Consider the following 15,499-nt stretch of genomic DNA (forward strand, 5'->3'; position numbering starts at 1 on the left):
CGAAAGAAAAAATAAATTTGTAGAAAAATGTCGAATTACGCAAGTGATTGTAAATGTATGCTCATAAAGAAAGAAGTTTGAGAGATAAGATGTATGTTTAAAAATCCTAACATTAATATATATTGAATGTTTGTATTTAACGTTTTATTTAGTAAATGATAAAAAAATAGGTATGGTAATTTTGGGGAATCTGATGGTAATAAAAATGTCGAATCATAGAAAAATAAGTTGTCGATTAATGTCGTAATATCTTTATAGTTAAATATTGAAATTGGAAACGTTTTTCTGTTATAGTTGTAAATGGTTATAAGAAGATTGTTATAAATGTAATTCAGACGCGTTTTTCTATTCATTTAAAATATTCAGATTTCGCAATCTGGATTCTTTAAAACAAAAGTCGAAAAAACGATCGTTTCGAATTGTGAAAATTCACTTTTTTTGTCGAATTTAAGGTTTTAAATTAGATGAAAAGAGTGTATGATTTCTTTATGATATCTTTAATACGGGATATTCTATTATTCTGTATAAGGAATAATTTAACCACATTTATATCTACTAGTTTCAAAAATAAATAGAATATCTATTTAAAACATTATGTAACTAGTATTACATTCCTAAGGAGGAAATATATAAAATGGCAAAGACTAACTCTTACAAAAAAGTAATCGCAGGTACAATGACAGCAGCAATGGTAGCAGGTGTTGTATCTCCAGTAGCAGCAGCAGGTAAAACATTCCCAGACGTAGATGGTCACTGGTCTAAAGAATCAGTTTACTACCTAGTAGAAAAAGGCGCTATCGCAGGTAACGACGATGGTACATTCGCTCCTGATCGTGAAATCACTCGTGCAGAAGCAGCTACAATGATGGCTAAAATTTTAAACTTACCAATCGAAAAAGGTGCTAAACCATCTTACGCTGATTCTCAAAACCACTGGGCTTCTGCAATCATCGCAGCAGTTGAAAAAGCTGGCGTTGTTCAAGGTAAAGGCGACGGCACATTCGATCCAGACGGAAAAATCGACCGCGTTTCTATGGCATCTCTTCTTGTAGAAGCTTATAAATTAGATACTAAAGTAAACGGTCCTTTAGAAACTAAATTCGATGATTTAAAAGATAGCTGGGGTAAAGATAAAGCTAACATCCTAGTTAAATTAGGAATCTCTGTAGGTACTGGCGACAAATGGGAGCCAAATAAATCTGTAACGAAAGCAGAAGCAGCTCAATTTATTGCTAAAACTGACAAGCAGTTCGGACAAAAAGAAGAAGCTAAAGTTGAGTCTATTAAAGCAGTAAATGCTAAAGAAATCGAAGTTAAATTCGGTACTGAAGTTAAAGATTTAGCCGAGTTAAAAGAAAATAAGTCTGCTAACTTCTCAGTAGTAGAAGGTTCAAAAGAACTTGAAATTGAAAAAGTTGAGTTAAGCAAAGATAAAAAATCAGCAACTATTACATTAAAAAATGCACTTGTAAATAAACAAGCTTATGTTGCACATGTTAAAGATGTTAAATCTGTAGATGGAAAAGACATTCCAAAAGCATTAGAAGTAATCTTCTTTAACGATGAAGTAGCTCCAACTGTATCTACAGTATCTACTCCAGATGGAAATGTTAAAGTTGTATTCAGTGAAAAATTAAGTGGAGATGAAGTTACTGTTGTAATTAACGGTAAACAAATCAAAGCTACGCCTGCTGGCAATGCAGTTACATTAACAAAAGCTCAAGTTGAAGATGTAGTTAAAAATGGCGAAGCATTTAACGTAATCGTGACTGGCGCTACAGATTTAGCTGGTAACAAAATGGAAATGTACGAAGGTAAAGCTACGTACAAAGTAGAAAAAGATGTTACAGCTCCAGAAGTTAAAGATATTAAAGTGAAAGAACTTGTTGGTGGAAAAGCTACTTTAGAAGTAACATTCTCAGAAGAGCTTATTAAAGATGGTCAAGGTAAAGTAGTAGTTAAGAAAGATGGAAAAGTACTACCTAACACGGAAATCGCACTTACTGACGATCAAACAAAAGCACTTGTAACAGTGCCAGCTGCTCTTACAGAAAAAGAAACATCTGTAAACCTTACAGTTGAATTTACTGCTTACAAAGATTTAGCTAACAACGTAGGTCAAAAAGTATCTAAAGAAGTAAAAGTTACAAAAGATGTTGTAGCTCCTAACTTCGTAAAAGTTGTAGCAGAAAAAGATCAAAAGGCTACATTTACATTTGATAAAGAAGTAAATGTTGACACAGCTAAATTTGATAAATCAGTTGTTCGTATCATTAATCAAGATACAAGCGAAGATGTAACAACAAAAGTGACTGTAGAAGCTGCGAAAGATAATAAAAAAGGTATCACTGTAACATTCCCAGCTGCAGGTAACTATAAAGTTTCTGCTTCAAAAGGATTTATTCAAGATACAGCTGGTAATAATTCAGCAGCATTTACTGCAGATGTAAAAATTGAGAAAAACAAAGAAGAAGAAGTAGTAGTTGATAAAGTAGCTCCAAAGGTAACAGAAAAAGCATTCAATAAGGCTGAAAATACTATTACAGTGAAATTTGATAAAGTAGTAAAAGGTGGCCAAGGTGCAGAATCAGCTGCTAACGTAAACAACTACACATTAGCAGGAGCTAAATTACCAGAAGGTACACTAATCACTTTATCTGGTGATACTGCTACAATCGAATTACCAAAAACATTCACTTTCGAAAAATCAGAAACAGTGAAATTTACAGTAGCTAATGTTGCAAATGCATCTGGTGTGAAAATGGGTACAACAAACCTATTATTAGAAGTTAAAGATACAAAAGCTCCTGAATTTAAATCAGCTAAAGTTACAAATGTAGAGAAAAAAGAAGTAACTCTTACATTCTCTGAAGCTGTAAAAGTTGATGCAACTGATCTTGTATTTGACTTAAATGGTGTGCCATTTACGGTAGCGGCAGACTCTGCTAAAGCAGCAAAAGAAACTGCTTCTAAAGAAGTAGTACTTAAGTTAGAAACTGCAGAGAATGTTAACTTTGCAACTGGTACATTAACTCTTAAAGCTAAAGAACTTAAAGATAATGCAACTTTAAATACAGTTGACACAGAAAATAACAAACTTGTTGCTTTCAAACCAGTAACAGTAACTCGCTAATTGAAATTTATTTCAATAGAAAGAGCCCACAACATGTGGGCTCTTTTTTTATATAAAATGAGCTCTGCAAAATAAATCATATTTTGCAGATTAGTAGTTAGCTATATTGAGAAACAAATCAAAAGCGCTTTCAAAAATAGAAGAATACCTCATTGATATGTAAATTTTTTGTAAATTAACACCTTTTTCTGTTAAAAAAACATTCGAAAAGAAGAAAATAATGTCGAAATGAAATAGTTTCAGTCGAATGTAGTCTGAAAATTGTATTTATTGTAAAAAATATTTAGATGCTGAAGTGGAAATATGTGCTATAATTCCAATTGTGTATTCGATATGAAAAATATACGAAGCGCATTGAGAGTGGTTTATAGGAAAACAGTTTATTCATTTCTATATTTAAGTATTATCAATATCCTAATAGTACGATCAGAAGACTGAATTATCAGAATGTGTCGAATCTTCTTTTGAGAAAGTTCTTGATAACGAATGGTTTTGTATAGTATGATGAACTTGTTTCAGAAAATGGTATTTAAACCTTATATTTACATCTAACGGTTTGTATCATTTTTTATGTGAACTACTTTTCATTATAGTGTTTTTGTTTATGTTTTTATTGTTTTATGGCTTTTCTAACTAGCTAGTTTTCAAATTTAATATGATGTGAAACTAGTAGCATATTCCTGAAGGAGGAAATATATAAAATGGCAAAGACTAACTCTTACAAAAAAGTAATCGCAGGTACAATGACAGCAGCAATGGTAGCAGGTGTTGTATCTCCAGTAGCAGCAGCAGGTAAATCATTCCCAGACGTTCCAGCTGGACATTGGGCAGAAGAATCTATTAACTACTTAGTAGATAAAGGTGCAATTGTAGGTAAGCCAGACGGTACATATGGTCCAACCGAATCAATCGATCGTGCTTCTGCAGCTGTAATCTTCACTAAAATTTTAAATTTACCAGTTGATGAAAATGCTCAACCTTCTTTCAAAGATGCTAAAAATACATGGGCTGCTAAATATATCGCAGCAGTTGAAAAAGCTGGTATCGTTAAAGGTGACGGCAAAGAAAACTTCTATCCAGAAGGAAAGATTGACCGTGCTTCATTTGCTTCTATGTTAGTAAGTGCTTATAATTTAAAAGATAAAGTTAATGGCGAGTTAGTTACAACATTTGATGATTTAAGAAAACATTGGGGTGAAGAAAAAGCAAACATCCTAATTAACCTTGGAATCTCTGTAGGTACTGGTACGAAATGGGAGCCAAATAAAACTGTAACTCGTGCAGAAGCAGCTCAATTTATCGCATTAACAGATAAAAAGTATGGTAAAAAAGATAATGCACAAGCATATGTAACAGATGTGAAAATTTCTGAACCAGCGAAATTAACATTAACAGGTACTGGTTTAGATAAACTTTCTGCTGATGATGTAACTCTTGAAGGAGATAAAGCTGTTGCGATTGAAGCAAGTGCTGATGGTACTTCTGCTGTAGTAACACTTGGTGGCAAAGTAGCTCCTAATAAAGACTTAAGCATTAAAGTTAAAAATCAATCATTCGTAGCGAAATTCGTATACGAAGTGAAAAAATTAGCTGTAGAAAAACTTACATTTGATGATGATCGTGCTGGTCAAGCAATTGTCTTCAAATTAAACGACGAAAAAGGTAACGCTGATGTTGAGTACTTAAACTTAGCAAACCATGACGTCAAATTTGTAGCAAATAACTTAGACGGTTCACCAGCAAACATTTTTGAGGGTGGAAAGTCAACTTCTTCTACAGGTAAACTTGGTGTTGGCCTTTCTCACGGTGATTACAAAGTAGAGGTTCAAGTTACAAAACGCGGTGGTTTAACTGTTTCTAACACTGGTATTATTTCAGTGAAAAACCTTGATACACCAGCTTCTGCAATTAAGAGTACTGTATTTGCGGTAGATGCAGATAAAAACGGTGTAGTATACGGTAATACATTGACTGGAAAAGACTTCAAACTAAACAGCCAAACGTTAGTGGTTGGTGAAAAAGCACAAATCCATAACGTAGTTGCTACAATCGCTGGAGAAGATAAAGTAGTTGATCCAAACTCAATTAGCATTAAATCTTCAAACAGCGGTATTATCTCTGTAGTAAACAACTACATTACAGCTGAAGCTGCTGGTGAAGCTACACTTACTATTAAAGTAGGCGACGTTACAAAAGACGTTAAATTCAAAGTAACGACTGGTTCTCGTACGTTAAAATCAGTAAAAGCTAATCCAGATAAATTACAAGTTGTTCAAAATAAAGAGTTACCTGTTACTTTCGTAACAACTGACCAATATGGCGATCCATTTGGTGCTAACACAGCTGCAATTAAAGAGGTTCTTCCAAAAACTGGCGTAGTGAAAAATTTAGATGTAACAACAACTGATGCTGGCTCAATCGGTACAAAAACAATTGGTGTTACAGGTAATGAAGTAGGCGAAGGTACAGTTCACTTCCAAAATGCTAACGGTGAAACTTTAGGTTCATTATATGTGAACGTAACAGAAGGTAACGTTGCATTCAAAAACTTCGAACTTGTATCTAAAGTAGGTAAATACGGTGAATCACCTGATTCAAAACTTGACTTAAATGTGGCTAACACAGTTGAGTATCAATTATCTAAGTACACTTCAGATCGCGTATATTCTGATCCTGAAAACTTAGAAGGTTATGAAGTTGAGTCTAAAAATCCAGCAGTAGCTACAGCTGAAATTGTTGGAAATAAAGTTGTTGTTAAAGGTTTAAAACCAGGTAAAGTTGATATCCACTTAACGAAAAATGGTGCAACTGCTGGTAAAGCGACATTAGAAATCGTTCAAGAGAAAATCGCTATTAAATCTGTAGACTTCAAACCAGTTCAAACAGAAAACTTCGTTGAGAAGAAAATTAACATCGGTACTGTATTAGAACTTGAGAAGAGTAACCTTGATGATATCGTAAAAGGTATTAACTTAACAAAAGAAACACAACATAAAGTACGTGTTGTGAAGTCTGGCAAAGATAAAGGAACTCTTTACCTTGATACAAATGGTAATGCTCATTATGACATCTTTGACCAAAAACTTGGCGATGTAACAGTAACAGCATCAAGTGATTCAGTATTCAACAACTTTAAAGCAGATATTTATGATGCTTTAACTACGAAGTACACTGACAAAGGTACATTAGTATTCAAAGTATTAGGCGATAAGAATGTTGTAACAAGTGAAATTGGTTCACAAGCAGTACAAGTGAACGTTCTTAACAACCCAAATCTATAAGTCGATTATAGATAAAGTAAAAAATCAGTGGGGATTCATCCCCGCTGATTTTTTAATAGAAAGAAGGCTCTTGTAAATTTACAAGAGCCTTCTTTCTATTTCTTAAACTTAAACATATCCCCACTCAAATTCGAATCACTATACACGAACAATACCATGTTAATGTTGTTGTCTTGAATGTATTGATATACATCTTTTTCGTGATAGTGACGCAGGTCGAGGATAGATGTGTGTTTGAAACTTTGTGCTAAGTGTGGCACGATTGCGTTTGCGAATGAGTCTTTTAGGACTAGGGCGCGTACTTCATTTTGTGCATTGTTATTTTCGATGACGATTTCTGGATAGTCATCTGTGTAATAACCTGCGTATGATGTTGTATCTTTTTGTTTTTCTACGCCGTATATTTCATCTAAGTTTTGGTGAATAGTACCTTGCACATCTTTTGCGGTTACGCTTGTGAAGTTGAAACCGTCTTTCGGTGTGTAGTAGCATAATTTTTCACCATTTGCATCGATGAGTTGGTATAGTTGGTTGTTAAAACTTCCAACTAAATGTTTATTTTGCGCACATGTCCGAGTGTAGTCTTCTTTTTTTATTTCTTTTCCTTTATATATAGAAGATTGTTGCCCAATTGTGTTCATTATATATTGGTAACCTAAGAAGGCACCGTCCATATTCCAATGATGATCTGTTTTGAAATACATGTCTTGTATTTCTTCGTTTGTATAGTTCTGTTTAAAGTGTTCCATCAGTTTTATTGGCTTTACGTCTGCTGGAAGCTTCTTTAGAAAGTAATTTAAATTTTCCTGTGCATATGTGTGAATATAAGAAGGTAATTTAAATGATAATGCATTCGTTTTTGACGGTGGTAAAGCAAAGTAAAACTCAACGTTTTGTTCTTTTAAAAACTGAGACAAATCGTTTATAGCAGGCATGGATTGGTCAATTTCATTATATTTTTTTGTCCACGCCGGGTTTTTCAGGAGCCATTTATCATCAGTTAAAATAATGTCGTTAATGAGAGATTTGCCCATATTAATTTGAGCAATCGTATAGTTTTTAATAAGCTCATCTCGTCCAATTAGTTGATCATTAGTGTATGTTTCGAAATCTTTAAAGAAGCTACCAGTTAGGAGAGCTTCTTTCGTAAGTGCTGGTTTTTGAGCGAGCGGCCGATTTTCAACTGGTGAAATGTCTCGGTCTGTTTTGAGTAACGATAATATGCCAAATGAAAAGATAATGGTGATAAAACCGATAAACAGGATGAGGTTCCCCAATTTTTTCATAATAACGTTTCCTTCCTACATCAGTTAAAACCTGAAATAAATAAATGGATTATATGTTGAGTTAATCAAGTACATAACCGAAATCATAAATAATGTTAGTAATAATATAGGACGTACAAATTGCATTGTGAACATATACGTTTTTGGCGCAAGTTCTAGTATGTTTTTCATTCGTTTTAAAATTGGTGTCGCTGCGATAAAGGCAATGAGAAATACGATAATGTATTCATGTACGTATAACATCGTATTGTCATCGATGAAAGATTGGCCACCTATGCCGAACATCGCTTTTAAATATTGGAAAGAGTAAGCGAAGTTGTCAGCTCGGAAGAAGACCCAACCGATCATAACGATTAGTAATACGTATGCATGTTGCAGCGGCTTCCATAGTTTGTTTAATATTTTTTCGAATCCAGCTTTTTCAATTGAAATAATAAAGCCGTAATATAAGCCCCAGGCGATAAATGTCCAGCTCGCCCCGTGCCATAAACCAGTTAACCCCCATACGATGAAAAGGTTACGATAATTCGCTAGTTTTGAAACGCGGTTTCCGCCGAGCGGGATATATATGTAATCGCGGAACCAAGAGCCGAGTGTAATATGCCATCTTCTCCAAAACTCTGAAATAGATTTAGAGATGTACGGATAGTTGAAGTTTTTCGGGAAATCAAAGCCGAACATTTTTCCAAGTCCGATTGCCATATCAGAGTACCCTGAGAAATCGAAATAAATTTGCAGGGTATAGGCGATAATACCAATCCATGCCGTTCCAACACTCATTTCAGATGGTGGTAAGGCAAAGATTTTATCAGCGACAAATCCAACTTGGTTAGCGATTAATATCTTTTTTGCTAGTCCGAGAACGAAAATTTGAATACCTTCTGTGAATCGTTCAAAAGAATGGATGCGCGTTTTAATTTGCTCAGCGACGATATTGTAACGAACAATTGGTCCGGCAATAAGCTGAGGGAAAATAGATATATATAGCGCTAAGTTAAGTGGATTTTTTTGAACATCCCCATCTTTACGGTATATATCGATGACATAGGACATCGCTTGGAATGTATAAAATGAAATTCCAATTGGTAGTGGAATAGGTTCCACATGAATAGATAAGTGCAATATGTTGTTTAAAATGTCTGTGAAAAATGAAATATACTTAAAATAAGAAAGTAATAGTATATTTCCGACTACAGCCATAATTAAAAATGTGACTTTCATATTTTTTCGTTTATCATAATGATGCACGAGTAGGCCGAAGCAGTAGTTTAATACGATGGAAAAGAGCATTAAAAGAACGAAACGTGGTTCGCCCCATGCATAGAAAATTAAACTAAATGCAAGTAATACGAAATTACGTAGCTCGGCACGCACTATAAAATAGAGAAATAATACGAGAGGTAAAAAGATAAATAAGAAAATCGAACTACTAAATACCAAAGGACTCTCCTCACTTTTTCGAAATACATTTCGTAAAAAAAACGACATATCTATTATATATTCTTTTTTATAATAGTGCCTTTAATATTTTAGCATGTTAATAATTCGATTAAAATAATTATTCTATATAATAGAAGAAAAGCGGTATGGAATCCTTTTGACACCCACTATCTGGATAAGATAAGATGAATAAGGTGTGATTTGTTTAGAAGGGAAGAGATGGTGTGTTATTTAACTCGTTTGAGTTTATTTTTTTATTTTTACCGATAGCATTTCTTTTATATTTTTTATTAAATAAATTTGGACAAACTACTTTAGCGAAAGCTTGGCTTGTGGCAGCATCTTTATTTTTCTATAGTTATTGGAACATAAAGTATTTGCCGCTTATGTTAGTATCGCTCATTGTGAACTACTTTATCGGAATGAGGCTCGTGAAGCATAAGAGTAAACTTCTTTTAACAGTAGGCTTACTATTTAATATAGGAATGCTTAGTTATTTCAAGTACTATGATTTCTTTTTGCAAAATGTAAATTCGTTATTTGGAACTCATTTTACATTATTATCATTAACGTTACCGCTTGCGATTAGTTTCTATACATTCCAAAAGATTGCGTTTTTAGTAGATACATATCGCGGGGAAACGGAGGCATGTCATTTTCTTGATTACGCTCTGTTTGTAACATTTTTCCCGCAACTTATTGCAGGACCAATTGTACACCATGCGCAAATTATGCCGCAATTTGCGGATCGTAGTAAAAAGCGTTGGCAATCAAATTATATCGTTCTCGGTATTTTTGTATTTGCCATCGGTATTTTCAAGAAAGTAGGGATTGCAGACGTTTTATCTCCTGTCGTACGGGAAGGGTTTGATGTACAGCAGTCGCTAACCTTTGTTGAAGCTTGGCTTTCATCATTAGCGTTTACATTTCAGTTATACTTTGATTTCAGTGGATATAGCGATATGGCAATTGGAATTGCGTTAATGTTCAACATTAAATTGCCTCAAAACTTTAACTCACCTTATAAAGCGGTGAGTATACAAGACTTTTGGCATCGTTGGCATATGACATTAAGCCAGTTTTTAACGAAATATGTGTATATTTCTCTTGGAGGAAATAGAAAAGGTATTACGCGTACATACGTCAATATTATGATTGTCTTCTTAATAAGTGGACTTTGGCATGGGGCTGGTTGGACATTTATTTTCTGGGGATTTCTGCACGGATTAGCTTCTGTCGTTCATCGTTTGTGGAACAAAGCAGGAGGGCGCATGCCGGCCTGGGCGGGATGGCTCGTGACGTTTTTCTTCATTAATATAACGTGGGTATTCTTTAGAGCAACATCGATGCATGATGCGGTGAAAGTGTTAAAAGGAATGTTTGGATTTAATGGATTCGAACTAGCCAATAGCGTATTCCCGGTATTTGTTATTGAGAAGCTACAATTTTTAAAAGGGTACGGTGTTTCATTTACTGAAGCATACCATGTTTCATTATTAAATACGGAAATAGTAGCGTATATTTTCGGAGCATTATGTATTAGTTTCTTCTTAAAAAATTCAATTCAGTTAAAAGACTCATTCCGTCCGACAGTATGGACGGCGTTATTTACTGCAATATTACTTGTGTATAGTGTATTGCATTTAACGAGTATTAGTGAGTTTTTATACTTTAATTTCTAGGTGGAGAATATGAAAAACAAACAGTGGCTTATTTTCGTTTTTGTATGTGTTTTTGTTCCACTTGCAGGTGTTGGAATATTTAATGGCTATGCAGATTCACTTTGGTTATTCTCGCATAAAAATAAGTGGAATAATGTTCAGTTTGGGTTTAATGAGAGACAACAAAAAACGAATTATATAACATATCGTCCGTTTACTTATGATGGCGTTATACTTGGAAGTAGTAGAACAACGTTTATCAATGAGAATGATTTTACTGGATTAAACGCATTTAATTATGCGGTAAGTAGTACAGATCCGCGTGAGTACGATGCGTACATTGAATATGCAAAAGAGAGAAAAGGTAGTGAATTATCTTCTATTGTGATTGGTTTAGATTTCCTTGGAACGAACAAAAATAGAGAAATCGGTTTTGAAAAGCCAGAAGTATATATTAATGAGGCACAAAGCTTACTATATCCAATTAAATCGTATGTGAGTATGGATGGGATTACATATTCCCGAAATACAATTCAAAACTCCATTCATCACAATAAGACTATTGATGTATATAATCGCGATAACATAAAATCGATGCGTGAGTATACGAAAGAAGAGCGTGACACACAAATTGCCGCGCAAGTAGATAAATTTAGTAGAGAGATTTATGGCGGGAATTATGAGTATCAAAATATGAAGGAAATATTAGGAACTGTAAAATCTCATAATCCGAATACAAAGTTTTATATTTTTACAACTCCTGTTTCAGAGCCATTGTTCCGTGCGATGATTCAATCAGGGCGTTGGGAAGATTATAAAAGGTGGCTCCATGATGCTGTCGATGTATTTGGAGAAGTGCATCATTTCATGTATTTAAATTCAGTAACAAAGAACTTAGATAATTATATGGATGGACATCATTTCAGGCCAGAAGTCGGGAAGATAATTGCACATAAAGTTGTAAATGAAGAAGATCGTAATGTGCCGAAAGATTTTGGGATTGTTATTACGAAGGATAATATTGATGAGGTGCTGGAGCAGATTCATGCATCGTTTCAATAGAAAGAAATAGTTTTGTTTCAAAGATCGAATCGTCATGTGATTCGATCTTTTTTAGTAGTCCACAAAAAATTTAATTAAGCGAGAAAAAGCAATTATGACTGGAGTAGAAAGAAGCAGCATCCAAATAGATGCTGCTTCTTTCTATTCTATTTCTAAATCAACAATTAAGTAGGCAAGTATAACGATGAAAAAAATGCTAACAGATGGCGCTGTTAATACGTGACCAGACATAAAGCCAATGCCAAGTGATAGGATGAGTGTACTAGATAATAGCATATATTTTACAGTTATAATTTTCTTAAAGTTTGTGATCATACGGATGAACAGTTTAATACCGAAGTATAGAAGTGGTATTAAGTAAATAAGGAAACCGATAATTCCAAAGGCGAAAAATAGGTCATGGAAGTCCATTTCAATTAATTTAATTTTAACTGTGTAGTTACCAGCGTAACCCATTCCAAAAAGTTTTTGTGAGAGCGGTGCTTCTTTATAGTATTGTTTGTATACTTTTAAGAATTTGTCCCGATCACTATAAATTAAACTCTTCACTTCAGAGTCTGTTAGTTCACCTTTTGCGTGTTTTTTTGCATCCTCTAGATCTTCTTTAATTACTTTTCCTTCTTTTTTATCTTGTTCTTCTTGTACTGATTTTTTGTATTCGTATATTTGCATGTGGATTCCCATATTTTTTGCGATAGGAGTATGCGGTGTAAGAACAATTAAACCTCCTAGTACAACTGCTGCAACGATGGTGTTTACAAGATATGTGAATCCTTTTTTTTCTTTTTTACGGTTTATTATATATTCAATGAACGAGAAGAAAAGTGCTACGCCTAATGTTAGCACAATTGCACCATATCCAACTTTTGTTCCGACCATAATACTTGCATACATCGCAAGTATTGTTGGAATCCAGTAATATATTTTCGAGAAAGAAGTTGTTTTATAAATCGAATATAAGACAACGATTGGGAACATAATCGCGAAGAGAGCACTTAAATCATTTCCAGCAAAGAACCAACCTCTTGAGCCAATTTTTGAGTGAGGATAGCTTGGGAAATCAGTGCCAGTTTGCATTGCGATAATCATTGTGATGCTTAAAATTAAAGTTGCATATAAGAAATATGTAATGATTTTATGAAACACATATTCTTTATTTTTTAGCTCTTTAAAGACGATAATATATCCAAACAGTAGCACAATTGGATATATGCTCTTTAAAATAAATTTAACTTCTTCTCCAAATGAAACTGGAGATTTAACCATCATATTATTTACAAGACCGATTGCCAGTGCAATGCCGAGTAAACATAAATAGAGAATGTACTTTTTCGCGCCTTGTTGTTTATGATGAAGAAGTAGATAACCTAATGCAAGAAGCATAAAGGCGAAACGGACTACGATTCCGACTGTTGCGCTCATGTGTAATATATAGATTGAAAAAGACGTTAATAAATCTAAAATTGGTTGAAACACGATGAATAGCAGTAGGAAATGCGGGAAGTAGTTATCCGTCTGTTTTAACTTAGTAACCATATGTTCCTCCATTTCTTCATTCCTTTATTTCAGCACCCCTCTATATAATAGGAAGGGGAATGAATTTCTATATTTAATTTTTATATCAGACTTAAGAATACACCATTTCATTGTAATGGTAAATAGATGAAGAGCCGGGATAAACCGACTTTAATTTCTATATTTTTCAACGAAATTGTATGTTTTATGCAAGGTGATATACAAATTACGAGATTATTAGACAGAAAATTAAGAAAAAAGAAGGGTTTTTCACATCCTTTCTATAATTATATAAGTATAATCTTTGTGTAGAAAAGAGGGGTATATATAATGGAAGTAACAAGTAAAACAGAATCTGTCATTGTGAAATATGAAGGGCACGTTGCAACGGTTATGGTCAATCGCCCAGAGGTGTTAAATGCATTAGATGAGCCAACGTTAAAAGAGTTATTACAAAAACTGAAAGAAGTAGCGGAGAGTTCTGCACACATTGTTGTGTTATGCGGGAACGGCCGTGGTTTTTCTGCGGGTGGAGATATTAAATCGATGCTTTCAAGTAATGATGAAAGCAAGTTTGATGGAATTATGAATACTATCTCTGAAGTCGTTGTGACTTTATATACGATGCCAAAGCTCGTTATTAGTGCGATTCATGGACCAACTGCTGGTCTTGGATTAAGTATTGCGCTAACAGCTGACTATGTGATGGCAGATATTTCATCCATTATTGCGATGAACTTTATTGGAATCGCTTTAATTCCAGATGGCGGCGGCCATTTCTTCCTTCAAAAGCGCGTTGGTGAAAATATGACGAAGCAAATTATTTGGGAAGGAAAGAAATTATCAGCGAGTGAAGCGCTTGATATCGGCTTAATTGATGAAGTAATTGGCGAGGATTTCCAAACAGCTGTGAAGCAAAAGATTAGTGAATGGTCACAAAAACCGATTAAAGCGATGATTCAAACGAAACAAATTTTATGTGAAGTAAATCGCTCCAATTTAGAACAAACGCTGCAGCTTGAAAAACGCGGTCAATATGCGATGAGACAAACTGCGGATCATAAAGAAGGTATTGCTGCATTTTTAGAAAAACGTTTGCCAGCATTTAAAGGAGAATAAAGTGTAGTAATAGTTTTACTAACGGTTAATTTAAGGTAAAGGGGAGAAAGTGCTAACACATTTTAGTATAATTGTGTTAGCACTTTTTTTAGGAGTAATATATGAAGAGAATTATTGGTGTTATCGTTATTATTTTACTTACATATTATGCTTTGCATAGTACACCATTTCTTGCGGTACGAACTGCACTATTCTTTGAAGGGCATCCAATTGTTGCTTTCTCAGGTGAAGTGGAGAAAGAACGGGATGTGAAAAAAGAGGCGATTCCTGATGAGTACCAAACCTTATATGGCGATAAGAAAGAAGAACCAGAGCATTATTTCTTTCCGGCAGTAAGGGCACACGGATCAGGAATTGATATGTTAAGTGCTTGTGTGAAAAAAGAGTGGTTATTTTATAAGGCAGAGCTCGGCTGTTATTAAACATAGGAGGGTGGATGATGTCAGTATATAACAAGTTAGTAAGAGATCGTGTTCCAGAGAAGATTTTAATGTCTGGAAAAACATATACAGCACAAAAATTAACAGGACAAGCATACATACAAGCTTTAGCGAAAATTGGAACAGAAGAAATTCGTGAATTTGCTTCTATGAAAGAGCGTGAACATGCGCTTGATTCTCTTGCGGATGCACTGGAAGTAATCATCTCATTAGCGCGTGCAGAAGGTGCAACAATTGAAGATGTAGAACGTCTTCGTAAGCAGAAAGAAATAGAGCGCGGTGGGTTTGAAAGAGGTATTTACTTGTTGGATGTTTCAGAAGAATAGATTTGTAGGAAAAGCATAGCGTTACTCATTAACGCTATGCTTTTTTGTTGCAATTAAGCTAATAATGAAGAAGATAGCTGTTAATACCCAGCCAGTTGTAATAGAAGTAGTAGTATGAACTGCATAAGAAAATTGTAAACAAAGTAATGATGCTAGAAACCAAATGAGTGCAATGTGTACATATTTTTTTGATATATTCATATTGTATAACTCCTTTTATATACTAAAATGAATTT

General features: G+C 34.2%; 11 protein-coding genes. 7 read left to right on the top strand and 4 right to left on the bottom strand.

Annotated features, from left to right (window positions below; genetic code table 11):
* Window positions 1-634: 634 nt before the first annotated feature.
* Complete coding sequence (locus ACTFR9_RS18825; RefSeq protein WP_001140745.1) at window positions 635-3,133, top strand: S-layer homology domain-containing protein; 2,499 nt, start codon at window positions 635-637, stop codon at window positions 3,131-3,133.
* A gap of 701 nt (window positions 3,134-3,834) precedes the next feature.
* Window positions 3,835-6,414, top strand: coding sequence for an S-layer homology domain-containing protein (locus ACTFR9_RS18830; protein WP_001140725.1), 2,580 nt, complete (start codon window positions 3,835-3,837; stop codon window positions 6,412-6,414).
* A 95-nt stretch (window positions 6,415-6,509) separates the two neighbouring features.
* On the opposite strand, the gene patB1 is transcribed toward ACTFR9_RS18830, so the two are convergent.
* Window positions 6,510-7,700, bottom strand: a complete 1,191-nt coding sequence (patB1, locus tag ACTFR9_RS18835) for a secondary cell wall polysaccharide O-acetyltransferase PatB1 (RefSeq protein WP_073536375.1) — start codon at window positions 7,698-7,700, stop codon at window positions 6,510-6,512.
* A gap of 24 nt (window positions 7,701-7,724) precedes the next feature.
* Complete coding sequence (locus ACTFR9_RS18840) at window positions 7,725-9,140, bottom strand: MBOAT family O-acyltransferase (protein WP_000232139.1); 1,416 nt, start codon at window positions 9,138-9,140, stop codon at window positions 7,725-7,727.
* A gap of 224 nt (window positions 9,141-9,364) precedes the next feature.
* Between ACTFR9_RS18840 and ACTFR9_RS18845 the strand changes: the two genes are divergently transcribed.
* Together ACTFR9_RS18845 and ACTFR9_RS18850 are read left to right on the top strand one after the other, a co-directional pair.
* Window positions 9,365-10,822, top strand: a complete 1,458-nt coding sequence (locus ACTFR9_RS18845) for an MBOAT family O-acyltransferase (protein ID WP_000898520.1) — start codon at window positions 9,365-9,367, stop codon at window positions 10,820-10,822.
* A 9-nt stretch (window positions 10,823-10,831) separates the two neighbouring features.
* Complete coding sequence (locus tag ACTFR9_RS18850; RefSeq protein ID WP_000792077.1) at window positions 10,832-11,863, top strand: hypothetical protein; 1,032 nt, start codon at window positions 10,832-10,834, stop codon at window positions 11,861-11,863.
* A gap of 141 nt (window positions 11,864-12,004) precedes the next feature.
* On the opposite strand, the gene ACTFR9_RS18855 is transcribed toward ACTFR9_RS18850, so the two are convergent.
* Window positions 12,005-13,399: an O-antigen ligase family protein gene (locus ACTFR9_RS18855; protein ID WP_061535715.1), complete on the bottom strand. Its 1,395-nt coding sequence runs from the start codon at window positions 13,397-13,399 to the stop codon at window positions 12,005-12,007.
* Window positions 13,400-13,708: 309 nt separating this feature from the next.
* Between ACTFR9_RS18855 and ACTFR9_RS18860 the strand changes: the two genes are divergently transcribed.
* The 3 genes from ACTFR9_RS18860 to ACTFR9_RS18870 all read left to right on the top strand — a co-directional run bounded on the left by ACTFR9_RS18860 (window position 13,709) and on the right by ACTFR9_RS18870 (window position 15,263).
* On the top strand, window positions 13,709-14,497 hold the full coding sequence (locus ACTFR9_RS18860; RefSeq protein WP_000454170.1) for an enoyl-CoA hydratase: 789 nt from the start codon (window positions 13,709-13,711) through the stop codon (window positions 14,495-14,497).
* Between the two features lie 101 nt (window positions 14,498-14,598).
* Window positions 14,599-14,919 carry a hypothetical protein gene (locus tag ACTFR9_RS18865; protein ID WP_073536376.1) on the top strand — a complete coding sequence of 107 codons (321 nt, stop codon included), beginning with the start codon at window positions 14,599-14,601 and terminating at the stop codon, window positions 14,917-14,919.
* A 17-nt stretch (window positions 14,920-14,936) separates the two neighbouring features.
* Window positions 14,937-15,263: a nucleoside triphosphate pyrophosphohydrolase gene (locus ACTFR9_RS18870; protein WP_000118158.1), complete on the top strand. Its 327-nt coding sequence runs from the start codon at window positions 14,937-14,939 to the stop codon at window positions 15,261-15,263.
* A gap of 21 nt (window positions 15,264-15,284) precedes the next feature.
* Here ACTFR9_RS18870 and ACTFR9_RS18875 read toward each other — a convergent pair whose 3' ends face one another.
* Complete coding sequence (locus ACTFR9_RS18875) at window positions 15,285-15,464, bottom strand: hypothetical protein (protein ID WP_001027091.1); 180 nt, start codon at window positions 15,462-15,464, stop codon at window positions 15,285-15,287.
* Window positions 15,465-15,499 lie beyond the last annotated feature (35 nt).

It is taken from the genome of Bacillus cereus group sp. MYBK222-1, assembly GCF_051916425.1.
GTDB lineage: Bacteria > Bacillota > Bacilli > Bacillales > Bacillaceae_G > Bacillus_A > Bacillus_A paranthracis.